At 73.7% G+C, this 25,011-nt stretch carries 18 protein-coding genes and 1 CRISPR repeat array; of the genes, 14 read left to right on the top strand and 4 right to left on the bottom strand.

Going from position 1 to position 25,011, the window contains the following annotated elements:
- The first annotated feature begins 213 nt into the window (after window positions 1-213).
- Window positions 214-1,707, top strand: coding sequence for an MATE family efflux transporter (locus NP048_RS17600; RefSeq protein ID WP_227578827.1), 1,494 nt, complete (start codon window positions 214-216; stop codon window positions 1,705-1,707).
- 54 nt (window positions 1,708-1,761) lie between these two features.
- Here the strand turns inward: NP048_RS17600 and NP048_RS17595 are convergent, their stop codons facing one another.
- The gene (locus NP048_RS17595; protein ID WP_227578828.1) at window positions 1,762-2,655 is read right to left on the bottom strand and encodes a hypothetical protein; all 894 of its coding nucleotides are present in this window, start codon (window positions 2,653-2,655) and stop codon (window positions 1,762-1,764) included.
- Between the two features lie 165 nt (window positions 2,656-2,820).
- Here NP048_RS17595 and NP048_RS17590 point away from each other — a divergent pair, with 165 nt between their 5' ends.
- From NP048_RS17590 to NP048_RS17580, 3 genes are all read left to right on the top strand, one after another.
- The gene (locus NP048_RS17590) at window positions 2,821-4,092 is read left to right on the top strand and encodes an MFS transporter (RefSeq protein ID WP_227578829.1); all 1,272 of its coding nucleotides are present in this window, start codon (window positions 2,821-2,823) and stop codon (window positions 4,090-4,092) included.
- Between the two features lie 103 nt (window positions 4,093-4,195).
- Window positions 4,196-6,268, top strand: a complete 2,073-nt coding sequence (locus NP048_RS17585; RefSeq protein WP_227578830.1) for a nuclease-related domain-containing DEAD/DEAH box helicase — start codon at window positions 4,196-4,198, stop codon at window positions 6,266-6,268.
- A gap of 46 nt (window positions 6,269-6,314) precedes the next feature.
- On the top strand, window positions 6,315-6,980 hold the full coding sequence (locus tag NP048_RS17580) for a hypothetical protein (RefSeq protein ID WP_227578831.1): 666 nt from the start codon (window positions 6,315-6,317) through the stop codon (window positions 6,978-6,980).
- 30 nt (window positions 6,981-7,010) lie between these two features.
- On the opposite strand, the gene NP048_RS17575 is transcribed toward NP048_RS17580, so the two are convergent.
- Window positions 7,011-8,051, bottom strand: coding sequence for a LacI family DNA-binding transcriptional regulator (locus NP048_RS17575; RefSeq protein ID WP_227578832.1), 1,041 nt, complete (start codon window positions 8,049-8,051; stop codon window positions 7,011-7,013).
- Window positions 8,052-8,283: 232 nt separating this feature from the next.
- On the opposite strand from NP048_RS17575, the gene NP048_RS17570 reads away from it, so the two are divergent.
- The 10 genes from NP048_RS17570 to NP048_RS17525 all read left to right on the top strand — a co-directional run bounded on the left by NP048_RS17570 (window position 8,284) and on the right by NP048_RS17525 (window position 18,365).
- Window positions 8,284-9,654 (top strand): ABC transporter substrate-binding protein, encoded by a 1,371-nt coding sequence (locus NP048_RS17570; protein WP_227578833.1) that lies wholly within the window; start codon window positions 8,284-8,286, stop codon window positions 9,652-9,654.
- Window positions 9,654-10,619, top strand: coding sequence for a carbohydrate ABC transporter permease (locus tag NP048_RS17565; RefSeq protein ID WP_227578834.1), 966 nt, complete (start codon window positions 9,654-9,656; stop codon window positions 10,617-10,619). The genes NP048_RS17570 and NP048_RS17565 overlap by 1 nt, the downstream gene beginning before the upstream one ends.
- Entirely contained in the window at window positions 10,619-11,443 is an 825-nt protein-coding gene (locus tag NP048_RS17560; RefSeq protein WP_227578835.1) for a carbohydrate ABC transporter permease, read from the top strand. The genes NP048_RS17565 and NP048_RS17560 overlap by 1 nt, the downstream gene beginning before the upstream one ends.
- Entirely contained in the window at window positions 11,440-12,426 is a 987-nt protein-coding gene (locus tag NP048_RS17555; protein ID WP_227578836.1) for an alpha/beta hydrolase, read from the top strand. Before NP048_RS17560 ends, NP048_RS17555 begins: the two co-directional genes overlap by 4 nt.
- Before the next feature lie 104 nt (window positions 12,427-12,530).
- The gene (gene gtfA, locus NP048_RS17550; RefSeq protein ID WP_227578837.1) at window positions 12,531-14,009 is read left to right on the top strand and encodes a sucrose phosphorylase; all 1,479 of its coding nucleotides are present in this window, start codon (window positions 12,531-12,533) and stop codon (window positions 14,007-14,009) included.
- A gap of 167 nt (window positions 14,010-14,176) precedes the next feature.
- Complete coding sequence (locus NP048_RS17545; RefSeq protein WP_227578838.1) at window positions 14,177-14,797, top strand: polysaccharide deacetylase family protein; 621 nt, start codon at window positions 14,177-14,179, stop codon at window positions 14,795-14,797.
- Window positions 14,798-14,874: 77 nt separating this feature from the next.
- Complete coding sequence (locus NP048_RS17540) at window positions 14,875-15,882, top strand: Bug family tripartite tricarboxylate transporter substrate binding protein (RefSeq protein ID WP_227578839.1); 1,008 nt, start codon at window positions 14,875-14,877, stop codon at window positions 15,880-15,882.
- Complete coding sequence (locus NP048_RS17535) at window positions 15,879-16,421, top strand: tripartite tricarboxylate transporter TctB family protein (protein WP_227578840.1); 543 nt, start codon at window positions 15,879-15,881, stop codon at window positions 16,419-16,421. Before NP048_RS17540 ends, NP048_RS17535 begins: the two co-directional genes overlap by 4 nt.
- Window positions 16,422-16,437: 16 nt before the next feature.
- The gene (locus tag NP048_RS17530; protein WP_227578841.1) at window positions 16,438-17,964 is read left to right on the top strand and encodes a tripartite tricarboxylate transporter permease; all 1,527 of its coding nucleotides are present in this window, start codon (window positions 16,438-16,440) and stop codon (window positions 17,962-17,964) included.
- Entirely contained in the window at window positions 17,961-18,365 is a 405-nt protein-coding gene (locus NP048_RS17525) for a universal stress protein (protein WP_227578842.1), read from the top strand. Before NP048_RS17530 ends, NP048_RS17525 begins: the two co-directional genes overlap by 4 nt.
- Before the next feature lie 195 nt (window positions 18,366-18,560).
- Window positions 18,561-23,663: a CRISPR direct-repeat array (repeat unit 28 nt; unit sequence GGCTCATCCCCGCACGCGGGGAGCGGAC).
- Window positions 23,664-23,722: 59 nt separating this feature from the next.
- On the opposite strand, the gene cas2e is transcribed toward NP048_RS17525, so the two are convergent.
- Both cas2e and cas1e read right to left on the bottom strand, forming a co-directional pair.
- Entirely contained in the window at window positions 23,723-24,061 is a 339-nt protein-coding gene (cas2e, locus tag NP048_RS17520; RefSeq protein WP_227578843.1) for a type I-E CRISPR-associated endoribonuclease Cas2e, read from the bottom strand.
- The gene (gene cas1e, locus NP048_RS17515; protein ID WP_227578844.1) at window positions 24,058-25,011 is read right to left on the bottom strand and encodes a type I-E CRISPR-associated endonuclease Cas1e; all 954 of its coding nucleotides are present in this window, start codon (window positions 25,009-25,011) and stop codon (window positions 24,058-24,060) included. The genes cas2e and cas1e overlap by 4 nt, the downstream gene beginning before the upstream one ends.

The raw sequence follows: 25,011 nt of genomic DNA, 5'->3' as shown, positions 1-25,011 counted from the left end.
CCCATCAAGCCCCGGCGTGCTCTTGGGGTCCGCGTGGGGCGGTCGTGCCGCGCGGCCCCACCGGTGCCGTGGCGCGACGTTCACGGAGACGCAACGCACGTCGATTTACCCCTGGTCACGCGCGATCGTATCGATACGATAGGGCCCTGACGCGACACGGCACTGACCACCGCGCCCCTTCACCCAGCCCCACCAGCGCGGAGTTCCACCGTCATGTCGAAAGCCCTCACCACCGGTCGCCCGTGGCGCGTCATCGCGACGTTCGCGGTGCCGCTGCTCATCGGCAACGTCGTCCAGCAGCTCTACCACTTCGTCGACGCGATCGTCGTCGGGCGCGTCCTGGGCATCAACTCCCTCGCGGCCGTCGGCGCCACCGGCAGCCTGCTGTTCCTGCTCATCGGGTTCGCCTGGGGCACCACCTCCGGCTTCGCGATCCCGACGGCCCAGGCCTTCGGCGCCGGCGACCACGCGGCCGTACGCCGCTCGGTGGCCACCGGTGCCATCCTCACCGGGCTCATCACCGTGGTGCTGTCCGTCGGTGCGCCGCTGCTCGCGGAGCCCGCGCTGCGCCTGTTGCGCACCCCGGAGGAGCTGCTGCCCGAGGCGACGACCTTCGCCGTCATCAGCTTCCTCGGTGCTGCGGCGACCATGTTCTTCAACTTCCTGTCCTCGGTGATCCGCGCGATCGGTGACTCCCGCACGCCCCTGGTGTTCCTCACCGTCAGCTGCGTCATCAACATCGGCCTCGTCGTCGGCCTCGTCGGCGGCCTCGGCACGGGTGTCGGCGGCGCCGCCCTGGCGACCGTCGCGTCCCAGGCCATCGCCGTCGCGCTGTGCATGCTGTACGTGTGGCGCCGCCTGCCCGTGCTGCACGTGCGGCGTGAGGACTGGCGGGTGTCGCGCGCCGACGTCAGCCGCCACCTGCAGCTCGGCCTGCCGATGGGCTTCCAGGCGTCGATCATCGCGATCGGTGCGCTCGCCGTGCAGGTCCGCCTCAACGCGCTCGGCCCGGAGGCCGTCGCCGCCTACACCACGGCCGGGCGGGTCGACCAGCTCGCCGTCACGCTGCTCTCGTCGCTGGGCCTGGCCATGTCGATGTTCGTCGCGCAGAACCTGGGCGGCGGCCGTCCCGACCGCATCCGGGCCGGTGTCGTGCAGGGCGTGTGGATGGCGGTCGCCGCCTCGGTCGTGCTCGGTGCCGTGCTGATCGCGTTCGGGAGCCACCTGGTCGGGCTCTTCGTCGGCGACGGCGAGCAGCACGTCGTGGAGCTGGCCACGTACCTGCTCGTCGTCAACGGCGCGCTGTACGTGGTGCTCGGCGTGCTGATGGTGCTGCGCGGTGCGCTGCAGGGCCTCGGGCACACGGTGGTGCCGACCGTCACCGGGATCGTCGAGCTCGTCATGCGGGTCGGCGCGGCGGTCGTGCTGGGGGCCGCGTACGGGTACGAGGGCGTGGTGTGGGGCAACCCGCTGGCGTGGCTCGGAGCCGTCGCCGGGCTCATCCCGGCGTACGTCCGGGCGCACCGCCGCTTGGCGCTCGAGCCCATCGCGCCGATGGCACGGGTCGAGGCCACCCCGGACCCGGTCGCGATCGGGGGGCCGTCCGAGGGCTCCATGGTCGTCGACGCCGTCGTGCCGCAGCACCGGGCGGAGCCGGACGGGCTCGACGACGCCCGGCCCGGGCTCCGCGAGCGCGCCACGCACTGAGCACGCGCCAAGCACTGAGCACGCGCGACCGCCCGCCCGTCGCGGCGTGGCGGGTCAGACCAGGCCGAGCGGCGCCGTGGTGAGCACCCAGGCGAGCCACGCCACGGTCGCGACGCCCCCCGCCCGCAGCGCGAGCCCGGCGGGGCCGAGCCGGCGACCGCTGAGGTCGCTGCGCGGGCGGTCCGTGCGCGGGTGCTCGGCGCGGTGGTGCCCCGGTGCCTCGGCCGGGCGACCGGACACGACCGGGCGCACCACGCGGCGGCGCGCGACACGGGCGTCCGTCTCGAGCGCCGCCGTCGTCAGGACGTCGGGGGGTCGCGGCCCACCGGGGAGGACGGTCAGGTGCTGCGCGAGGCCCGCCACGTCGGCGGGGTGCAGGCGCGGTGGCAGCGCCCGCAGGTGCGCCGCGAGGTCGCCGATCCCGACGACGGCGACACCCTGCACCACGTCGACTGCGCCGACTGCGCCGACCACGTCGACCGCGCCGACCCCGTCGGCCGCCGACGGCGCGTGGTCCGTGAGGCACACCAGCGCCCGCACGGCCGTGCGGTGACGCGGCGCGAGGAGGGTCGCGACCTCCGCGGCGGCCTCCGCGGCGTCCGCCGCGTGCGCGGCCACCGCGCGGCGGGTCGTGTCGGAAGCCTCCTGGGCGCCCGCTTGCGACCGCACCGCCACGACGACGACCCCGCCGGGCCCCACGCCCACGATCCCGGCTGGTCCGACCACGACGTGGTCCGGCCCGTCCCGTGCCGGGACCAGGCCGTGCACGTCGTCGGGCATCGTCCAGCCGTCCGGTGCGAGGTCGCGCAGGACCGCAGCCACGGCGTCGGCCGCGAGCGCGTCGGTCAGGGCCCGCTGCCGCGCCCACGACGGCAGGCCGCGGCGCGCGCCCGTCCGCGCCACGGACGACCCGTGACGCGTGGCGGTCGGCTCGTTGCCGGTGCTCACCTCGACCTCATGCCTCGGTATCGGCCCGTCCGCCGTCCGACCTGAGGTTCCGGCCGGGCGGTCCACGCCGGGCCACATGCGGTCGTCGAATCGCGCGCGCCGGACGCGCGCACGCCATAGGGTCACGTCCGTGCCGTAGGCAGGCACCCGGGACAAGGGGGACCGATGCAGGATGCTGCCGTCAGACGTGCGCAGGTGGCGGTGGGCGCCGCCTACGCGGCGCAGGGCTTCGGGTACGCGACCGTCGTCACCGCGCTGCCGGGCCTCAAGGCCCGCACGGGGATCGAGGACGACACGATCGCGCTGGTCCTGCTGATGGGCGCCCTGCTGGCCGCCGCGGGCTCGGTGACCGCGGAACGGGTCGCGCGTCGCTGGTCGAGCCGCACGGGCGTCGTCGTCGGGCTGCTGGCCCAGGCGGTCGGCCTGGCGTCCGTCGCCGCCGCGACGTCGGTGCCACCGCTCGTCGCGTCGTTCGTGGTGTTCGCGCTCGGGCTCGGGATGGTGGACGCGTCGTCCAACATGCAGGGCGTGGCGCTGCAGCACCGCGTCGGTCGCTCCATCCTCTCCACGCTCTTCGCGTGCCTGACCGTCGCGGCGATCCTCGCGGCCCTCACGCAGTCGGGCCTCGCGCGGTTCGGCGCGACGACCGGTCCGGTGACGGCGCTCGTGGTCGCGGTGGTCGTCGCGGCCGCGGTGGCGCTCACCGTGCGGCCCTCGCTCCTGCCCAGCACGACGCCCCACGCGCCCTCGGCCGGCGTGCACGACGGCGTCGAGGCCGCGCCGCACCACGTCGAGGGCATCGCGCCCGGCGCGCGCACGGGCGTCGCCCCGCCCGACGCCCCGGCCGTCCCCGCGCGCACCCCCCTGCCGCGCGCGGGCATCTGGCTCTTCGGCGCGCTGGTCGCGGTCGCGTTCGTCGTCGACTCCGCCGTCAGCAGCTGGAGCACGATCTACCTGCACGACGAGCTCCTCGCGTCGGGGACCGTCGCGCCCCTCGGCTACGCCGCCTACCAGGGCGCGGTGCTCCTCGCGCGTCTCGCGGGCGACCCGCTGGTCCGGCGCTACGGCCGCGTGCGCGTCGCGGCACCCACGGGTGCCGTCGCCGCCGTCGGGCTGTTCGTGGTCGCGCTCGTGCCCAGCCCGGGCGCTGCCGTGGTCGGGTTCGCGCTCGCGGGCATCGGCGCGGGGACGCTCGTGCCGCTCGCGTTCTCGGCGGCGGGCGAGCTCGCGCCCGCGCGGCTCGACGACGTCGTCGCCCGCATCAACCTCTTCAACTACGCGGGCGCGCTGCTCGGCGCCGTCGTGATCGGCCTGCTGTCCGAGGTGACCGGGCTGGGCCCGGCCTTCCTCGTGCCCGCGCTCATGCTGGTGCCGGCCATGGCGATCGTGCCGCGGCTGGCCGTCCGCGCGCCGGCACGCACGTCCGCGACCCCCTGACGCACGCTCCCGACACGTCAGGGTGGTCCGTCGGCCGTGACCTCATGGCGGGTCACCGCCCGACCGATAGAGGGGAGTCCGACAGCGGGAGGAACGACGACGCATGGCTGCAGGGGATTCCGCGGCGCAGGAGGCGAGCAGACAGCTCGCGCTCGCCGCCGCGCACGAGAAGGCCGCGGTCGACGCGCGGGCGACGGCGTCGCGCTACGGCGTCGCGTCCGCGACCGAGCAGCGCACCGCTGCCGCGCTCGCACCGCTCGCCGCCGCCGGCTACCACCTGCTCGCCGACCGGCAGTGGCCGGGCAGCCGACGCGCGCAGGTCGACATGGTCGTCGTCGGGCCCGGGGGCGTGTTCATCGTCGACACCAAGGCCTGGGCGGACGTCACCATCGCCGGGGACCGCATCCACCGTGGTCAGGAGGACGTCACCGACGACCTCATGACGCTCGCCGACCTCGCGTACCGCACCGAGGCCGAGCTCGCGGAGGTCGGGCTGGCGCCCGGCGAGGTGCACGCCGTGGCGGTCCTGGCCGGACGCTCCGGCGTCGACGAGCGCGTCGGGCCCGTGCACGTCATGGGCGACCGGGACGTGCTGCGGCAGATCGCGCGCCGCGGCTCGCGGCTGGGACCCCGCCAGGTCGACGCGGTGCTCGCGCGGTGCCTCGAGTGGTTCACCCACGTGGGTGCCCCCGCGCCCGTCAGCACGACGCTGCCCGAGCCGGTCCTGCCGGCGCCGCGCGGCCCGGTGCCGCTGCTCAGCGACGCCGAGGTGCAGCAGGCGATGCTCGAGGGCCTCATGGCCGAGCCCGTCGAGGAGTGGATGGCCTTCCTGCACCCCGCGCAGGCCCGGATCGTGCGTCGGTCGTACAACGGGCCGGCGCGGATCCGCGGCGCCGCGGGCACCGGCAAGACGGTCGTCGGGCTGCACCGCGCCGCGTACCTGGCGCGCACCCGGCAGGGCAAGGTCCTGGTCACGACGTACATCCGCACCCTGCCCGACGTCCTGCGCCAGCTCCTGACGCGCCTCGCGCCCGACGTCGTCGACCGTGTCGAGTTCGCCGGGGTGCACGAGACCGCCAAGCGCATCCTCGACGAGCGGGGCGTCAGCCACCGGATCGACGGCCGGCAGATCGCGTCGGCGTGGACGGCCGCGTGGGGCAAGGTCGCGGGCGGCAGCATCATCGACACGGACCGCCACGAGCAGGAGTACTGGCACGACGAGGTCAGCTACGTCATCAAGGGCCGGGGCCTGACGCGCTGGGAGCAGTACGCCGACCTGCCGCGCCTCGGCCGCCGCCACCGGCTCGGGCCGCAGCAGCGGCGCGTCGTGTGGAACCTGTACGAGGCGTACGAGGCGGAGCTGCGGGACCGCGGCGTGCACGACTTCGCCGACCAGATCGCCCTGGCGGAGGCCGAGCTGCGGCGCGAGCCGTCGACCGACCGGTACACCGCGGTCGTCGTCGACGAGGCGCAGGACCTCACGTGCATGATGATCCGGATGCTGCACGCGTTCGTCGGTGACGTCCCCGACGGCCTGACGCTCATCGGCGACGGCCAGCAGACGATCTACCCGGGCGGGTTCACGCTCGCCGAGGCGGGGGTGTCCGTCGCGGGCCGTGGGACGGTCCTCGACGTCAACTACCGCAACACCCGGGAGATCCTGCAGTTCGCATCCCTGCTGGTCAAGGACGACGTGTTCGCGGACATCGAGGGTGCCAGCGCGCGCGGCGACCGGCCCACGCAGGTGCCGCGCACCGGGCCCAAGCCGGTGTACGTGCGCTGCGCGGGTGAGGCCGACCGGCAGCGCCGCATGGTCCAGCGCGTGCACGAGGTGGTCGCGGAGGTGGGCACCAACTTCGGCGACGTCGGCGTGCTGTCGCTCTCGCGCCGCGGCATGGAGGCGGCGACCGAGGCGCTCAAGAAGGCGGGCGTGCCCGTCGTGAACCTTGAGAAGTACGACGGCGTGCCCGTCAACCGCGTGAAGGTCGGCACCATCAAGCGTGCCAAGGGCCTGGAGTTCAAGCAGGTCCTCGTCGTCGACCTGTACGCGTCGTGGGTCATGGAGAAGATCGACGAGCTCGACGACGTGGACCGCGAGCGTCGTGACTTCCGGATGCGCGAGCTGTACGTCGCGATGACGCGGGCGCGCGACGGGCTGTGGGTGGCGTCGATCTGACGCGCCGGTCCCACGCACGGAACCCGGTAGGGGTACGTTCGGCGTCGTGAGCGCACCGTGGCAGCAGCCCGTCCCCCCGCAGCCGCCGGCGCGAAAGACCTCCCTGGTGGGGCCGGTGGTCCTGACGGGCGCCGGTGTGGTCCTGCTGGTCGGGACGCTGATCGCGGCCGTCGTCACCGCCGGGGTCTTCCTCGGCGCGGTGCGGTCCGACGTGCTGACGCTCGACGGGCAGCCCGGTGCGGCGGTGCTCGCGTCGGCGCCCGCGCCGGGGGCGGCGAGCGTCGAGCTCACCGCCGGTGAGCGCTACGCCGTCTACCTCGTCGTGCCGCGCGACTCCCTCCGGGACGGCGAGTCGCCGAGCCTGGAGGAGGACGTCCTGCTCGAGGCTCCGTCGGGTGAGGTGATCCGCGCGGACGACTCCCCGGGCGTGACCATGAACGAGGGCATGGGGGACCTGCGCGCCGGGACCGTCGGCGCGTTCCTCGCCCCGCAGACCGGCACGTACCAGATGGTCGTCCCGCCGGCGGGCGTCGACGGCGCCTGGGTGGCGCTGGCCCCGGACCGGCCGTTCGCCCCGTTCTTCGGCGCGATCGGCGGCACGGTGCTGGGGGTCTTCGTCGTGATCGGGCTCGGGGGCGCGGGGCTCGGCGCGCTCGTCGCCGGCGTCGTGTGGTGGGTCGTGCGCGCGCGGGCACGTCGACAGGTCGCCTGACGCCCCAGCGTCGGCCCGTGCGGCACGGCCTCAGACCGGCGCGACCGACCCTCGGGTGTGCAGCGGAAGGGGAAGGCGGTGCACGGCGGGCCCGTCGCCGGCACCCGCGATCTCCGCCAGCAGCAGCTCGACGGCGCGTCGGCCGAGCTGCTCGTGCGGGATCGCGAACGACGAGACGCCCGGTCGCAGCCAGTCGGCCATCGGGTAGTTGTCGAAGGACACGACCGACACGTCGTCCGGGATGCGCAGGCCGCTCTCCTGCAGGGCCTGGTACGTGCCGAACGCGAGGCGGTCGTTGAAGCAGATGACCGCGCGCGGCCGCGGGTGGTGCGCGAGCAGGTCGTGGGTCGCGGCCCAGCCCTGCGGCGGCGTCCAGTCGTCGCACAGGTGGCTCGACGCGGGCTCGAGGCCCGCCGCGTGCAGCACCTCGCGGATGCCGGCGAGGCGCTCGACGCCCGCGACCGTGTCGGGCGGCACGTCGCCGGCATCGGGGCCCGCGCCGACGAGGTGGATGTCGCGGTGGCCCGCGTCGAGCAGCAGGCGGGCGGCGGCGCGTCCGGCCTCGACCTCGTCGGGCACCACGGCGGGTGCGCGTGTGGGACCCGCGGGCAGCGTGTTGAGCAGCACGGTGGGGACGCGCTCGAGGGCGGGGGGCACCTCGCGCGTGCGGGTGAACATCGAGGTGAGCATGATCCCGTCGACGCGCCGGTCCTGCATGGCGTCGATGAGGGTCCTCTCGATGTCGGGGTCCCCCTCGGTCTCGCCGATGAAGAGCATGAAGCCGTGGTCGCGCGCGGTCTCGATGGCGCCCTTGACCATGTCACCGGCCATCTGGCCCGTCGCGACCGTGTCGGACACGAGGCCGAGGGTGCGCGTGGTGCCCTTGCGCAGCCCGACGGACACGATGTTGGGCCGGTACCCCAGCTCGGCCGACGCGTCACGGACGCGCTCCTGCACGGCCTGCGAAATCCGCAGCTCGGAGCCGCGGCCGGACAGCACCAGCGAGGCGGTCGTCGACGAGACCCCGGCGGCGCGGGCCACGTCAGCGAGCGTCACACGTCGGGTCACCATCGGTCCTTCCGTCGTTGCGCATCCTAGGGGCGTCCGGCCAGCGGGCGTGTACCCGCCGGGCCGTTCCTGGACATCTGTCCGAGTCGTCCTCCGTCGTTATCGCGTCGTCACGTTTTCGTGACCTGACCTGCCTTGACATTCGGGGTTGCCAGTGGCGAGCATGACGGTGCTAAGACGATTTAGCAACGGGCCCGAGCCCCCCGGGCCCCGGATCGACGAGAAGGAGACACTGGTGTCTCGATCGACTGGAAGGTCCCGCAACGTAGCGGCGGCCTCGTCCGTTTTCCTGGCGAGCATCCTCGCCCTCACGGCCTGCAGCGCCCCCGGCAGCACCACGGACGACGACGCGACCCCGGACGCCGCCGCCCCCACCGCCGCAGGTGACTGGACCTGCGGCGAGGACGACGTCACGATCGACGCGTACCTGGAGACCGGCTTCCCGCTCTCCGCGGCGCTGTTCGAGGAGTTCGAGAAGCAGTACCCGAACGTCACGTTCGACGTCCGCGAGGACCAGTTCGCCGTCATCACGCAGAACGCCCCCCGCGTCCTGGCCGACAACCCGCCGGACCTCATGCGCCTGCCGCAGATGTCCGACCTCGTCGGCGACGGCCTGCTCTACAACCTCGACGAGGCCGCGGCGCACTTCGGCTGGGACGAGTGGCCCGCCTCGCAGCTCGCGCAGATGCGGGTCGACGAGGAGGGCCGCCGTGGCAACGGCCCCCTGTACGCCATGGGCAAGAACTACTCGATGACCGGTGTCTTCTACAACACCGAGCTCGCCGCCCAGATCGGCATGACCGAGGCGCCCAAGACGCTCGCCGAGCTCGACGAGTGGATGCAGAAGGCCAAGGACGCCGGCATCACCCCGTCCAACCAGTTCAACGGTGGCGCCACCGGTGGCCTGGCGTTCCCGCTGCAGCTCCTCATGGCGTCCTACGGCTCGGTCGACCCGATCAACGACTGGACCTTCCAGAAGCCGGGCGCGCGCATCGACACCGAGAGCAACATCAAGGCGGCCGAGCACCTCAAGAAGTGGATCGACGCCGGCTACTTCGCCGACGACATCAACTCGCTCGACTACTCGCAGATGATGGGCCAGTTCATCGAGGGCAAGAGCCTGTTCACCTTCAACGGCGACTGGGAGTCGGGCAACCTCGACACCCAGATGGCGGGCAAGGTCGGCTTCTTCCTCATGCCCCCGCTCGAGGAGGGTGGCAAGGTCGGCGCCATGTCGGCCCCGCTGACGTTCGGCATCTCGTCCAAGGCTGCGAACCCGGAGTGCGCCGCGTTCTTCTTCGACTGGATCGCCACGAACGACGACGCCCGCACGCTCGCCGTCGAGATCGGTGGCTCGCACCCCATGGGCCCGGCCGACGCCTTCATGCCTGAGGTCGACGCCGACTCCGTGACCGGCCAGACCCTGTCCGCCGGCGCCACCATCGCCGAGGACAACGGCGCGATGGAGTTCATCGCCAACGCGACCGGCGCGATCTACGCCAAGAGCTGGACGCCGAACCTGCAGAAGCTCGTTGCCGGCGAGCAGACGGCCGAGGGTCTCCTCACCGCCGTCCAGGCCGACTACGAGAACGACGTCAACGGCTGATGAACGAGACGCGGACGACCGCTGCACCCGGTCGCCGCGAGGTCGTCGCGACTGCGTCGACCAGCCTCGAGGCCAGGCGCCGCGCCCTCAAGGCGCGGCGCCTGCGCCGGGGCTGGGCCGCACTCGGCCTCGTGGTCCCGGCCGCCTTCTTCTACGTGCTCTTCGTGCTGCGCCCGCTGGTCCTGACGGTGCAGTACTCCTTCTACGACTGGAACGGCGTCGGCGCCTCGACCTTCGTCGGGGCGGAGAACTACACCCGCCTGGTCGAGAAGCCCGAGCTGCTCGCGTCGATCGTCAACGCCCTCGAGCTGATCATCTACTTCAGCTTCGTCCCGGTGATCCTCGGCCTGCTCACCGCGGCCACGATCCGCAAGTTCGCGGCGAGCCGGCTCGCGATGGTCTCCCGCACCGTGCTCTTCCTGCCGCAGGTCATCCCGCTCGTCGCGGCGGGCATCATGTGGACGTGGATGCTCGCCACGGACGGCGTGGTCAACGAGCTGATGCGCGCCGTCGGCCTGGGCTCGATCACGCGCGCCTGGCTGGGTGACACCAGCACCGCGCTCGGTGCCGTCGGCGTCATCGGTGCCTGGGTCGCCCTGGGCCTGTGCCTGCTGCTGCTGCTGTCCGGCATGACGAAGATCGACCCGGCCCTGTTCGAGGCCGCGCGCATCGACGGTGCCGGTGCGATCCGCGAGTTCTTCGCGATCACGCTGCCGAGCGTGCGCCAGGAGATCGGCGTGTGCGTCACCGTGACCGTCATCGCGGCGCTCGCCGCGTTCGACATCGTCTACATCTCCACGCAGGGCGGGCCCGCCAACTCGACGCTCGTCCCCGGCCTGGAGATCTACTACCTCGGGTTCTTCTCCCGCGAGGTCGGTCAGGCCTCGGCGCTGGCCGTGGTCTTCATGGCGCTCGTGCTGGCCGTCGTGCTGCCGATCCAGCGTCTGACGAAGGAGGAGGACTGATGATCGTCTCCCGCCGTGAGGCGTGGCTGGGCCGCGCCCTGCTGATCCTGCTGATGGCCGTGACGGTCGTCCCCTTCATCAGCCTGTTCGTCACCGCGCTGCACAAGCCCGGGACGTACCCGTCGGGCATGTCGTGGCCCGAGACCCCGTACTGGTCCAACTTCGTCGACGCCTTCCAGGCCGCCGACATGTGGGCGCTGCTGTGGTCGAGCTTCCTCATCGAGCTCGGCGTCGTGCCCGCAGCGCTGCTCATCGCGACGCTCGCCGGGTTCTCGCTGGGACACCTGCGCCCGCCGGGCCACCGGTGGATCTTCCTGACGTTCGTGCTCGGTCTGACGCTGCCGTTCCAGGCGATCATCGTCCCGCTGTACTACCAGATGCGGGACATGCAGCTGCTCAACACCCGGTGGGCGATCATCCTGCCGCTGCTGGGCCTGTACATGCCGTTCGCCGTCATGTGGATGCGCGCGCACTTCGTCACGATGCCGCCGGACCTCTCGGAGGCCGCCCGCATCGACGGCGCGAGCACGTGGAAGCTGTTCACGCGCGTGCACGTGCCGCTGTCGCGGCCCGCGCTGTCGTCGCTCGGCATCCTCATGTTCCTGTGGACGTGGAACCAGTTCCTGCTCGCGGTCGTGCTGGTGGACGACCCGAAGAACCGCACGATGGCCGGCGCGCTCGGCGCGTTCCAGGGGCAGTGGGGCACCGACATCCCGCTGCTGTGCGCGGGCTCGCTGCTGATCCTCACGCCGACGCTCCTGGTGTTCCTCGCGTTCCAGCGGCAGTTCGTCTCGGCGCTCATGCAGGGGGCACTGAAGGGATGACGCCGCCCACCCACCCGCCGTTCGACGCGGCGGTCGGCGCAGCCCTGGCGGCACGGCCGGACGACGTCGTGACGACGCTCGCACCGGACCAGATCGCCGGGCTGCGGGCGCGGGCCGTTCCGCCCGTCCTCGAGGACGTCGCCGCCGGTGCCCGCCGGACGCTCACGTGGCACGCCGCCCCGGGCCCGGACGGCGACGTGCGCGTCGCTCTGCTGCGCCCCGACGTCGAGGGCGCGGTGCCCGTCCTGTTGCACCTGCACGGCGGCGGGCTCATCGCGGGGACGGTGTCCGACGACGTCGCGGCCGCCGCGCAGGCGGGACCTGGCTGGGCCGTCGCGTCGGTCGACTACCGGCTCGCCCCGGAGCACCCGTACCCCGCGGCGGTCGAGGACGCGTACGCGGCGCTCGTGTGGCTCACGGACCACGCCGCGGCCCTGGGCCTCGACGCCGAGCGCGTCGTCGTGACCGGCATCAGCGCCGGCGGCGGGCTCGCGGCGGCGCTCGCGCTGCTGGCGCGCGACCGCGGCGGCCCGGCGCCGGCGGGACAGCTGCTCGTGTGCCCGATGCTCGACGACCGCAACGACAGCGCGTCGGGACACCAGATGGCCGGCGTCGGCACGTGGGACCGCACGGCGAACGCGACGGCCTGGGCCGCGTACCTCGGCGAGGCGGCCGGCGGCCCGGCCACGCCGCCGTACGCGTCGGCCGCACGGGCCACGTCGCTGGGCGGGCTGCCGCCGGCGTACGTCGACGTCGGCTCCGCGGAGACGTTCCGCGACGAGTGCGTGCAGTACGCCGCGCGCATCTGGACGGACGGCGGCGACGCCGAGCTGCACGTGTGGCCCGGCGGCTGCCACGGGTTCGACGGGCTCGTGCCCGACGCGCCGGTGTCGCGCGACGCCCGCCACGCCCGCGCACGCTGGCTCGCCCGGCTGCTCGACCGCCTCACCCCGGCACCGGACATGACGTCCGCCGGCCCCTGACCGCCGCGTCGCCCCCTGCTGCCCCTGCCGAGGGCGGCGCGGCCTCCACCTCCCGGCCCGGCACCTGCCGGCCCGCGCGACCGCACCGACGACGGAGCCTCACCGTGACCCACCGTGGCCCCCAGCTGATCACCTACGCCGACCGCCTCGCCGGGGACCTTCCCGGCCTGCGGGCACTGCTCGACGGGCCGCTCGCAGGTGCCTTCGACGGCGTGCACGTGCTGCCCTTCTACACGCCGTTCGACGGCGTCGATGCGGGCTTCGACCCGCGCGACCACACGCAGGTCGACCCGCGTCTGGGCACGTGGCAGGACGTGCGGGCGCTGTCGCAGGGCCGCGACGTCATGGCCGACGTGATCGTCAACCACGTGTCGGCGCAGTCCGCGCGGTTCCAGGACGTGCGCGAGCGTGGTGACGCGTCCCCGCACGCACCGATGTTCCTCACCCTCGGGTCGGTCTTCCCGGACGGCGCGTCCGAGGACGACCTCGCCCGCATCTACCGCCCGCGCCCCGGCCTGCCGTTCACGGTCATGACGCTCGGTGGGCAGCGGCGCCTGGTGTGGACGACGTTCACGCCCGACCAGGTCGACATCGACCTGCGCACCCCGCAGGCGTGGGAGTACCTGACCTCGGTCGTCGACGCGCTCACGGCGGGCGGCGTGACGATGCTGCGGCTGGACGCCGTCGGGTACACCGGTAAGGAGGCGGGCACCGACTGCTTCATGACGCCCGCGACCGACGAGTACACCGAGCGCATCGTCGAGCAGGCGCGGGCGCGGGGCGTCGAGGTGCTCGTCGAGGTGCACGGGCACCACACGCAGCAGATCGAGATCGCCCGCAAGGTCGACCTGGTCTACGACTTCGCGCTGCCGCCGCTGGTCCTGCACGCGCTGACCGCGGGCGACCTGGAGCCGCTGGCCGGGTGGCTGGCGATCCGGCCCGCCAACGCGGTCACCGTGCTCGACACGCACGACGGCATCGGGATCGTCGACGTCGGCCCGTCCGACCTGCGTCCGGGCGAGCCGGGCCTGCTGGCACCGGAGAAGATCGACGCGCTCGTCGAGCGGATCCACGACAACTCCGGCGGCACGTCGCGCCAGGCGACCGGTGCGGCCGCGTCGAACCTCGACCTCTACCAGGTCAACTGCACGTTCTACGACGCACTGGCGCGCGACGACCGGCGCTACGTGCTGGCCCGGCTGCTGCAGCTGTTCGTGCCGGGAATCCCGCAGGTCTACTACGTGGGCCTGCTTGCCGGGTCCAACGACATGGACCTGCTCGCGGCCACCGGCGTCGGGCGCGACGTCAACCGGCACCACTACACGGCCGACGAGATCGAGGCGGCGCTGGTGCACCCGGCCGTCCGCGGGCAGCTCGCCGGGCTGCGCCTGCGCTCGTCGCACCCGGCGTTCGACGGCGACTTCGAGTGGGACCTCGACGGCACGCGCGGCACGTTCGTGCGGTCCGCGGGCGACGCGCGCGCGACCCTCACCTTCGACGTGGCCGACGGCTCGTTCGAGGTCCGCGCGACGGGCGACGACGGCGAGCGGGTCGTGCTGACGGACGGTTACCTGACGGCCTGACCCTCAGCAGTCCCACCCACCGGGACGCGCCGGTCGCGAGACCGGGCTGGCGTCGCTGATGGCATGCATGACGTCCCTGCGCCCGGGGTCGCGGGCGCGCGTGCCCACCTGCCGGACACCCGCGTCGGCGGGCACTGCGGGGTCGCGCGGTGGGGAAGGATGAAGCCGTGGACTCTCCCGGCCTCGGCGACGTCATCCGGTACGCCCCCACCGACCCCGTGGCGCCGACCGTGGCGCTCACCTTCGACGACGGTCCCAACCCGCCGGACACGGTCGACCTGCTCGACCTGCTCGCGCGCGAGCAGGTGCCGGCGGTGTTCTGCCTGGTCGGCGTGCAGGTGCAGGCGCACCCGGACCTCGTGCGGCGCATCGTCGACGACGGGCACGTGCTGGCCAACCACTCGTGGCGCCACGACGACCTCGGCGAGCTGCCGCCCGACGCCGTCCGCGCCGACCTGCAGCGCACGCTCGACGCGATCCACGCGGTCGTCCCCGACGCGCCCGTCCCGTTCTTCCGCGCGCCGTTCGGGCACTACGGGCACGCGATCGTCGTCGCCGCCGAGCTGGGCATGCGCACGCTCGACTGGCAGCTCGCCGTCGAGGACTGGGACCCGGCGCCGCCCGCCGACGTGCTCGTCGAGCGGCTCGGTGGCATCGAGCCCGGTGGCGTCGTCCTGCTGCACGACGGCGGCGGCGACCGCAGTGCGACGGTCGAGGCCGTCCGGCGCGTGATCCCGCGCCTGCGGGCGGACGGGTGGACGTTCACGGTGCCGCGACTCGACGGCTGAGGCGGAGCCCGCCTCCTCGACGTGCCGGTCCGCCCCGCAGGGATGAGGATCGACCCAGGCACGAGGGGGTGTTCTGCATGGGGGTCGTCACGGACCGGCCGGGGCCGGTCGGGCGCGGGGTGGCGGTGCTCGCGGCGGTCATGGTCGCGGTGCTGGTGCTCGCCGGCTGCGGCGTCACGCGCGGTGACGACGGCGGCGAGAACCGCCGGCTGCGGATGATGATCCCCAACGCGCCCGGCGGCGGGTACGACCAGACGGGCCGCGCCGCGACGCGCGTCATGGAGACCGCCGACCTGACGGGCCGGTTCGAGGTCAGCAACGTGACCGGTGCGAGCGGGACGGTCGCGATGCAGCGGCTCGTCAACGAGCGCGGCGCGCAGGACCTGCTCATGACGATGGGCCTGGGCGTGGTGGGCGCGACGTACACCAACGGGTCCGACGCGCGCGTCAGCGGCGCGACGCCCATCGCGCAGCTCGTCGAGGAGCAGGAGGGGCTGCTGGTCCCGGCCGACTCGCCGTTCGAGACGGTCGAGGACCTGGTCACGGCGTGGCTCGCGGACCCCGGCAGCGTGCGGGTCGGCGGTGGGTCCAGCCCTGGCGGGCCTGACCACCTGTTCCCCATGCAGCTTGCTGCGGCCGTCGGGGTGGACCCGACGCAGGTCAACTACATCTCCTACGACGGCGGCGGTCCTCTGACCACGGCGCTGCTGGGGAGCAAGATCGACGTCGGCACCTCGGGCCTGGCGGAGTTCGAGGGGCAGATCGCCGACGGGTCGCTGCGCGTGCTCGCCGTCTCGGGCGAGGAGCGGCTCGCGGGCGTCGACGCCCCCACGCTCGTGGAGTCCGGCATCGACCTCGTCTTCACCAACTGGCGCGGGGTGCTGGCACCGCCCGGCATCCCCGACGAGGTCCGCGACGCCCACATCGCGCTGCTCGAGCAGATGCACGCGACCGACGCCTGGCAGGAGACCCTGGAGGCCAACGGCTGGGTCGACGCGTTCGTCACCGGCGACGAGTTCGAGCAGTTCCTGGTCGAGCAGGACGAGCGCGTGGCCACCACCCTCGACGACCTGGGCCTGCTGTGAGCGCGGCCGACGACGCGGGCCGCGCCGCCACGGCGCCCGGTGAGGACGCCCCGGCGCCGACCGTGGACCGCGCGCAGTACGGCCTGGCCGCCGTGCTCGCCGTCGTCGGGGTGTGGACGGTCGTCGACTCCGCGGGCATGGGTCCCGGGTTCGCCGACCAGGTCGTCCGGCCGGCCGCGTTCGGGTACGTCATCGGGTCCGCCCTGGTCGTGCTCGCGGTGCTGCTCGCGGTCGCGACGGCCCGCGGCGACCGTGCCGAGGGCGAGGCAGGGGAGGACGTCGACCTCGACCAGGGCACGGACTGGCGCACCCTGGCCGGGCTGGCGGGCGTGCTCGTCGCGACCATCGCGCTGATCGACGTGCTCGGGTGGGCGATCGTCGGGGCGCTGCTGTTCGCCGCCGCCGCGACGGTGCTCGGCAACCGGCACTGGGTGCGCAACCTGCTGATCGGGGCGGTCATGTCGGTGGGGTCCTGGTACGGGTTCTACGTCGGGCTGGGCATCCCCATCCCGGCGGGCGTGCTGGACGGGATCCTGTGATGGACGGGGTCCTGTGATGGACGCGCTGCTCACGGGCCTGAGCCTGGCCGTCACCCCGGAGAACCTGCTGTACGCGGTGCTCGGCGTGATGCTCGGCACCGCCGTGGGCGTGCTGCCGGGCATCGGCCCCGCCATGACCGTCGCGCTGCTGCTGCCGGTCACGTACAACGTCGAGCCCAGCGCCGCGCTCATCCTGTTCGCGGGCATCTACTACGGCGGCATGTACGGCGGGTCGACGACGTCGATCCTGCTGAACACGCCGGGGGAGTCGTCGTCGGTCATCACCGCGCTCGAGGGCAACAAGATGGCCAAGACGGGACGTGCGGCGCAGGCGCTCGCGACCGCGGCGATCGGCTCGTTCGTCGCGGGGACCATCGGCACGATCCTGCTGGTCGCGCTCGCACCGACCGTCGCCGAGTGGGTCGTCGTCCTCGGTGCGCCGTCGTACTTCGCGCTGATGGTCCTCGCGCTCCTGGCGGTGACGACCGTGCTGGGCAGCTCGCGGCTGCGCGGGTTCATCGCGCTGGCGCTGGGGCTGACGATCGGGCTCGTCGGCACCGCCACCGGGCAGCCGCGCCTCACGTTCGGCAACCCGCTGCTGGCCGACGGGATCGACATCGTCGTCGTCGCGGTCGCGATCTTCGCCGTCGGGGAGGCCCTGTGGGTCGCCGCCCACCTGCGCCGACGCCCGCTCGAGATCATCCCCGTGGGGCGCCCGTGGATGGACCGTGCGGACTGGGGGCGGTCGTGGAAGCCGTGGCTGCGGGGCACCGCGTGGGGCTTCCCGTTCGGCGCGCTGCCCGCGGGCGGCGCCGAGATGCCGACCTTCCTGTCGTACGTCACCGAGCGGCGGCTGGCAGGCAAGCACCGCGACGAGTTCGGCAAGGGCGCGATCGAGGGCGTCGCCGGCCCCGAGGCCGCGAACAACGCGTCGGCCGCCGGCACCCTCGTGCCGCTGCTGGCCATCGGCCTGCCGACCACCGCGACCGCGGCCGTCATCCTCGCCGCCATGCAGGGCTACGGGCTCCAGCCCGGCCCCCAGCTCTTCGAGGCCGAGCCCGAGCTGGTGTGGACGCTGCTGGCCAGCCTGTTCGTCGCCAACACGCTGCTGCTCGTCATCAACCTGCCGCTCGCGCCGCTGTGGGCGCGGCTGCTGCGCACACCGCGGCCGTACCTGTACGCGGGCATCCTGTTCTTCGCGGTGCTCGGCGCGTACAGCGTGAACTTCCAGTGGTTCGACGTCGCGCTGCTCGTCCTGTTCGGCGTGCTCGGGTTCGCGATGCGGCGGTTCGGGGTGCCGGTGCTGCCGCTCATCGTCGGGGTGATCCTCGAGCCGCGCCTGGAGGAGCAGCTCGGCCAGGCGCTGCAGCTGTCGCGCGGGGACGTGTCCGCGCTGTGGAGCGAGCCCGTCGCGGTGATCGTCTACGTCGTCGTCGCGGCCCTGCTCCTGTGGCCGCTCGTGCTGCGGCTGATCCCCGGCCGGCAGGGACCGGAACGGCTCGCGGACGCGGTCGACGCGCTCGAGGAAGAGGTGAGGCGATGACCGTCGTCGTGGGCTGGACGCCCGACGCCCGGGGTCACGCGGCCCTCGTGCGGAGCGCTCGCGAGGCGCTCGCGCACCGCGAGGACCTGCTCGTGGTCAACGCGACGACCGGCACCGCGGCCGTCGACGACCGGTTCGCCTCCTCCGCCGACGTCAGCGAGGTGCAAGCGATGCTGGAGTCTCTCGGGGTCGAGGCGCAGATCCGTCAGGCCGTCGCACGGGACATCGCCGAGGAGCTGGTCGCGATCGCCGACGAGGTCGGCGCGAGCCTGCTCGTCATCGGCATCCGGCACCGCTCACCCGTCGGCAAGCTCCTGCTCGGGTCGACCGCGCAGCGCATCCTGCTCGGCGCGCAGTGCCCCGTGCTGGCGGTGAAGGCGCCGGACGCGCCGGGGCGCTGAGGGGCCAGGCCGCTCAGCCCTGACGCTGGGTGCGCCAGGAACCGCAGCTCCGCCGATGACGTGGCGGTCCGCCTCGTCGTCCGGCGGCAGAATCAAGTCTGGCGAGGAGGGCGCGGACGTGCCTGCGCGCGGTGGCTCGGTGCTGAACAGGCACGTCGTCATCGCGTTGACGCGTTGGAGGTCGACGTGGTGCGGGGCTCATCCCCGCACGCGGGGAGCGGACGCGATCCCGTGCTCTCCCCCGGCCTCGCCGGCCCCGTCGTGGGGCTCATCCCCGCACGCGGGGAGCGGACGCCCGTCTCGTCGCCGCCGAGCACGCCCCGTACGGCTCATCCCCGCACGCGGGGAGCGGACGTCTTGACGACGCCCATGCTTGCGGTCTCGCCCGGCTCATCCCCGCACGCGGGGAGCGGACAGCTGGCGGGCCGCGGGGTGCACGACCCGGCCCGGCTCATCCCCGCACGCGGGGAGCGGACGACCAGCCGACCTCGCCGGCGTGCTGCCCGGACGGCTCATCCCCGCACGCGGGGAGCGGACGCGTTCGCCGGTGACGCCGACGCCGGCGTGGCGGGCTCATCCCCGCACGCGGGGAGCGGACGGCCTGTGCTCACAGACCGATCCCGAGCTCTTCGGCTCATCCCCGCACGCGGGGAGCGGACCGAGCACACCGCCGGACGACACCACGACGCCGGCCGGCTCATCCTCGCACGCGGGGAGCGGACCGGCTGTGGGTCGTGACACCCGAGGGGCAAGCGGGCTCATCCCCGCACGCGGGGAGCGGACCAGGCGATGACGCCCACCCCGCCGGCGCCGCGGGGCTCATCCCCGCACGCGGGGAGCGGACTGACGACCTGGAAGGTGCCCGCTCGTGCGTCGCGGCTCATCCCCGCACGCGGGGAGCGGACTCGCCCTCCCTGGACGACGACCTGCCCCAGGGCGGCTCATCCCCGCACGCGGGGAGCGGACGCGGTGGCGCCGAACAGGTAGACCGAGAACGACGGCTCATCCCCGCACGCGGGGAGCGGACCGGATCGACGGCCCCCACGAGGGCGTCCTGAACGGCTCATCCCCGCACGCGGGGAGCGGACTTCGCGCGTGCGACACGCTCGCCGATGATGCGGGGCTCATCCCCGCACGCGGGGAGCGGACATCGTCGCCAACGCCGCGGGGGGGATCTGACCGGGCTCATCCCCGCACGCGGGGAGCGGACCCACCCGTGAGGGCCGACGACGGCACGCTGATCGGCTCATCCCCGCACGCGGGGAGCGGACGCGTCCCACACCTCAGCAGCCGACTGTGCGCGGGGCTCATCCCCGCACGCGGGGAGCGGACCGCGAGAAGCAGAAACCCGAGGTTCGCAGCCTGGGCTCATCCCCGCACGCGGGGAGCGGACTTCCCCGCCACCCCGCTCGCCGACCAAATGGAGGGCTCATCCCCGCACGCGGGGAGCGGACCTGGCCTCCCCGCGCACGTCGGCCACGTGGTACGGCTCATCCCCGCACGCGGGGAGCGGACGACATCGCCAAGGGCGGAGAGGACCACGGTGTCGGCTCATCCCCGCACGCGGGGAGCGGACGCGGGGCTCGTCGGTTCGGACGCGGGCACGTCGGGCTCATCCCCGCACGCGGGGAGCGGACGTGGGGCAGGAGATCGAGGCGAACGCTGCCGACGGCTCATCCCCGCACGCGGGGAGCGGACGACAGGGCTGTCCTAGAGACCGGCAGCGAGCTGGGCTCATCCCCGCACGCGGGGAGCGGACCGCCGGCACATCGGGCACCGCGGCTTGCCGGACGGCTCATCCCCGCACGCGGGGAGCGGACGCCGTGGACTCGGTCGGCCAGCTCGAGAAGTCCGGCTCATCCCCGCACGCGGGGAGCGGACAGGACGCGGCCCTCGATGATCGCTGCTGCCATGGGCTCATCCCCGCACGCGGGGAGCGGACCTACGGGTGTCGGGGCCCTAGGGCCGGGTGGGCGGCTCATCCCCGCACGCGGGGAGCGGACGAGTTCTGGATGCTGGGCGCTGACCCGTCGGTCGGCTCATCCCCGCACGCGGGGAGCGGACGTGGAGACGGACGCCTCGCGGGTGTTCGACGACGGCTCATCCCCGCACGCGGGGAGCGGACCCGCCGGCGTCCGCGTAGTCCGGCTTCACGCGGGGCTCATCCCCGCACGCGGGGAGCGGACACCCTGCTGGGTCTGACCAACAACCTCATCGTGGGCTCATCCCCGCACGCGGGGAGCGGACTCGCACGTCGGCGGGGGTGAGGGTGTCGAGGCGGGCTCATCCCCGCACGCGGGGAGCGGACTTCGTCACGAACCTCGCCGCCGGCAACGTCGACGGCTCATCCCCGCACGCGGGGAGCGGACCCACCCACGCCCGCATCGGCGCCGCGCGTGCGCGGCTCATCCCCGCACGCGGGGAGCGGACGCGCGCCGCGGGGATGCCCGCCGGCGGGATCACGGCTCATCCCCGCACGCGGGGAGCGGACTCCAGCGCACGCGACAGGGCCGGCTGGATCAGGGGCTCATCCCCGCACGCGGGGAGCGGACCGCACGTTCGTGGGCTTCATGCTGCGGACGGTGGGCTCATCCCCGCACGCGGGGAGCGGACATCGCCGAGCGCGGGTCGCCGTTGCCGAACAACGGCTCATCCCCGCACGCGGGGAGCGGACGTGGCGCACCGCCAGACGGACACCTCGATCGCCGGCTCATCCCCGCACGCGGGGAGCGGACCCGCCAGGAAACGATCCCTGGTCGTCTGCATCGGGCTCATCCCCGCACGCGGGGAGCGGACGTCCGGACCGGGCCGCTCGGGCACGTCGAGACCGGCTCATCCCCGCACGCGGGGAGCGGACTGCGTGTACTCCACGGTGACCATGGCCGGCCGGGGCTCATCCCCGCACGCGGGGAGCGGACGGGTGGTCGAGGCCGGCAAGGCCAACGACCTGAGGCTCATCCCCGCACGCGGGGAGCGGACACGGTCGGTCACCGCCGCCACGTCGCTACCGCGGGCTCATCCCCGCACGCGGGGAGCGGACCTGATGTTCTACCGCGCGGTCGACTTGTGGGCCGGCTCATCCCCGCACGCGGGGAGCGGACCCTCCGCCGCAGCGGTGAGCCACGTAAAACGGGGGCTCATCCCCGCACGCGGGGAGCGGACGACGCCCCGGTCGCCACCGTGCTGGGTGAGGAGGGCTCATCCCCGCACGCGGGGAGCGGACGGGCCGGTGCGATCCGTGAGGCGGACGACTGCCGGCTCATCCCCGCACGCGGGGAGCGGACGGCCCGGTGATGATCCCGACGACGAGCGGCCAGGGCTCATCCCCGCACGCGGGGAGCGGACGGGCGCAGCGTGACGGCCACCGTCTGCCCCTGGGGCTCATCCCCGCACGCGGGGAGCGGACGCGCGATGAGCCCGCGCCGACAGCTGCCCATTCGGGCTCATCCCCGCACGCGGGGAGCGGACTTCGCTGCCCTCTCCGTCGCGAAGTTCGCCCAGGGCTCATCCCCGCACGCGGGGAGCGGACTAGTCCTGGAACTCCTTCGCTCGAAGGACCTCCGGCTCATCCCCGCACGCGGGGAGCGGACGGCCTCGCCGGTCAGCCCGACGTCGTCCAGCTCGGCTCATCCCCGCACGCGGGGAGCGGACCGCCTGCACAAACTCCTGACGGGGCCCGGCGACGGCTCATCCCCGCACGCGGGGAGCGGACCTCGTGTCGTGGACGGACGCCGAACGCGCCACGGGCTCATCCCCGCACGCGGGGAGCGGACAACCGGACATTCGGGACTAGGCCCTGTGAGGGGGGCTCATCCCCGCACGCGGGGAGCGGACCGACACGTCGTCTCGGTGCCGCTGTCGTTCGAGGGCTCATCCCCGCACGCGGGGAGCGGACCCGTGGCGGAAAGGTGGCGGAGGTGCTGAGGTGGGCTCATCCCCGCACGCGGGGAGCGGACAACACGGCCGGGCTCGGCGGTGCCCTCGGCCTGGGCTCATCCCCGCACGCGGGGAGCGGACCGCACGAACACGGGCGCCGAGTACCCCAGCGTGGGCTCATCCCCGCACGCGGGGAGCGGACTGCGTCACGCTCGCGTTGAAAGCGCCGGCCGCGGGCTCATCCCCGCACGCGGGGAGCGGACGTTACCGTCGCCGGCCAGAGACAGCACGGTCTGGGCTCATCCCCGCACGCGGGGAGCGGACGTCCGCTGGGGCGTGGGCCTGGTCGGCGGCACCGGCTCATCCCCGCACGCGGGGAGCGGACTCCACCGGCGCGACGTGGTGACGCTTGAGCGTGGGCTCATCCCCGCACGCGGGGAGCGGACCCGGTGTAGACGGCCGTGGCGCCGTCGTCGGACGGCTCATCCCCGCACGCGGGGAGCGGACGTCGAGGCCGCCGGCGAGAGTGCCGCGGTCGACGGCTCATCCCCGCACGCGGGGAGCGGACGACGGGATCAGCCCGAGCTCGTCCGCCAGGCGGGGCTCATCCCCGCACGCGGGGAGCGGACCTCAGCAGACTGCCGGCGCCGCTGATCAGCCCGGGCTCATCCCCGCACGCGGGGAGCGGACGTTGGGGTCGAGCGCTCCGGGCATGGGGGTGCCGGCTCATCCCCGCACGCGGGGAGCGGACATCAAGATCAGCATCGTTGACGACGTCAAGTCCGGCTCATCCCCGCACGCGGGGAGCGGACTGCCACGTGGCGGCCGGTCACCGGGCGCCGCCGGGCTCATCCCCGCACGCGGGGAGCGGACCACGAGCCCGGCCGCCTCGGACAGCGGACCACGGGCTCATCCCCGCACGCGGGGAGCGGACTGGGTGACCGGCGCAGGGGCCGGCCTCGCGGTGGGCTCATCCCCGCACGCGGGGAGCGGACGGTGTGATCGACGTCGGCGCGTTCTTCGATGCGGGCTCATCCCCGCACGCGGGGAGCGGACAGCGTCTCGGCAGGCGAGGCGGTGTCCGTGGTGGGCTCATCCCCGCACGCGGGGAGCGGACCGGGAGTCGGGCACCTCGACGCCGGTCGTGGCGGGCTCATCCCCGCACGCGGGGAGCGGACGGCCGCAGGACGCGGGCCAGTGCGCGGCGGACCGGCTCATCCCCGCACGCGGGGAGCGGACAACCTTTCGCCCACCCGGCTGGGACCGGCTGGGGGCTCATCCCCGCACGCGGGGAGCGGACTACGTGGCTTTCGCTGCTGGCCTGTACCTGATGGGCTCATCCCCGCACGCGGGGAGCGGACGCAGTCACTGCATCGGGTGAACAACTGTCCGACGGCTCATCCCCGCACGCGGGGAGCGGACTCTTCCTGACTAGCGCACTCACCATGAAGCAGCACTCACTGACTTCACTTTCGCAGCACCTATCGCCGCCGTCGACGCGCGGCATTGCTCCATCCGTGTCCGCGTCCATCATCCTTGCCGGTGGCGGGCGGTGCACGGCGCATGAGCGTGAGCCCTTCCATGTCCTCGGGTGTCCAGTGGTGTCCGTGGCTGCGGATCTCGAACCGCTGCTCGGTGGGCGCCGTGACGACCATCAGGGCGCGCCCCCGCCCGACGAGCTCCACCGTGCGGTCCCAGAGCTCGTCGCGCACGCGGTTCGTGGCGTGGCCGACGAAGACGCCGGCGGAGACCTCCAGGAGCCAGCGGGTGAGGTGGCCGCGCAGCCCGTCGGGGCAGGCGGTGAGGACGAGGACGATCACCAGTCGACCTCGCCGTCCCAGGACGTGCCACCTGCGACCGTCTTGGTCCCGCCGTCCCAGAGGCGCACGACCTGCGGTTCGACGTCGTCGTCGACCCCGTGGGCGGTCTCTGGGCCGAGGAGGCGGTGGATGTCGTGGCTGCACCGTTCTAGCAGCCGGCCGTCGCGGAACCGTTCTCGCATGGCGCGTCGGGTCTCGGCGCCGATGTCGGCGTAGCCGGCCGCTGCCGTCTCGAAGGCGCATGGGATGGCGTGCTCGGCCTTGTAGAGGTCAGCGATGTCGAAGACGAACGACCTCACGTGTCCCGTGTGAACGAAGCCCAGGCCAGGCGAGCAGCCGAGGGCGACCACGACCGCGTGCACGAGGCCGTACAGCGCGGTGGTCGCGGCAGACAGCGCCTGGTTGACCGGGTCGCCGGAGCTGAAGTCGTCCGGGTCGTAGCGGCGCTTGTCCCACGCGATGCCGTGCAGTGCGGCCTGGTCGCGGTAGCACCGTCGGACGCGGGCACCCTCGCGGCCGCGAAGCTGCTGCATCGTCAACGCTGACGTGTCCTCACCTGGGAACCGCATGGCGTACATCTCACGGGCGACACGCAGCCGTGAGGACTGGTTGGTGACGAGCTCGGCCTGGGCGAGCAGCAGGCGTGACGACCGGGCGAGCGAGCGGCCGTGCGCGTAGTAGCGCACCGCGTGCTCGCCGACCCAGACGGCTGTCGACCCGGACTCGGCGAGCAGTGTCATCGCTGCGTGGCTCACGTTCGTTCCCGGTCCCAGCAGCAGTGCGCCCAGCGACGCCGCGGGGATGTGCACGGTCCCGCGGTCGTCGGTGGCGGTGATCGCGTTGGCGTCGCGGTGGATGACGCAACGTTCGAGGTAGAGGAACGTCATGCGGTCCTGGGCGCGGGTCAGCTCCGACAGGTCGGGGGGCCGGACCCCGGGAACACCGCCCAC

This window comes from Cellulomonas xiejunii, from assembly GCF_024508315.1.
Classification (GTDB): Bacteria; Actinomycetota; Actinomycetes; order Actinomycetales; family Cellulomonadaceae; genus Cellulomonas; species Cellulomonas xiejunii.
This window is presented reverse-complemented; position numbering and strand designations above follow the sequence as displayed.

Bases quoted from the DNA above. Each gene is read 5' to 3' on its own strand.
- NP048_RS17540 (WP_227578839.1), top strand. From the start codon at position 14,875: ATGGGGGTCGTCACGGACCGGCCGGGGCCGGTCGGGCGCGGGGTGGCG.
- NP048_RS17575 (WP_227578832.1), bottom strand. From the start codon at position 8,051: ATGGTGACCCGACGTGTGACGCTCGCTGACGTGGCCCGCGCCGCCGGG.
- NP048_RS17585 (WP_227578830.1), top strand. From the start codon at position 4,196: ATGGCTGCAGGGGATTCCGCGGCGCAGGAGGCGAGCAGACAGCTCGCG.
- NP048_RS17600 (WP_227578827.1), top strand. From the start codon at position 214: ATGTCGAAAGCCCTCACCACCGGTCGCCCGTGGCGCGTCATCGCGACG.
- NP048_RS17555 (WP_227578836.1), top strand. From the start codon at position 11,440: ATGACGCCGCCCACCCACCCGCCGTTCGACGCGGCGGTCGGCGCAGCC.
- NP048_RS17565 (WP_227578834.1), top strand. From the start codon at position 9,654: ATGAACGAGACGCGGACGACCGCTGCACCCGGTCGCCGCGAGGTCGTC.
- NP048_RS17525 (WP_227578842.1), top strand. From the start codon at position 17,961: ATGACCGTCGTCGTGGGCTGGACGCCCGACGCCCGGGGTCACGCGGCC.
- NP048_RS17560 (WP_227578835.1), top strand. From the start codon at position 10,619: ATGATCGTCTCCCGCCGTGAGGCGTGGCTGGGCCGCGCCCTGCTGATC.
- NP048_RS17590 (WP_227578829.1), top strand. From the start codon at position 2,821: ATGCAGGATGCTGCCGTCAGACGTGCGCAGGTGGCGGTGGGCGCCGCC.
- NP048_RS17530 (WP_227578841.1), top strand. From the start codon at position 16,438: ATGGACGCGCTGCTCACGGGCCTGAGCCTGGCCGTCACCCCGGAGAAC.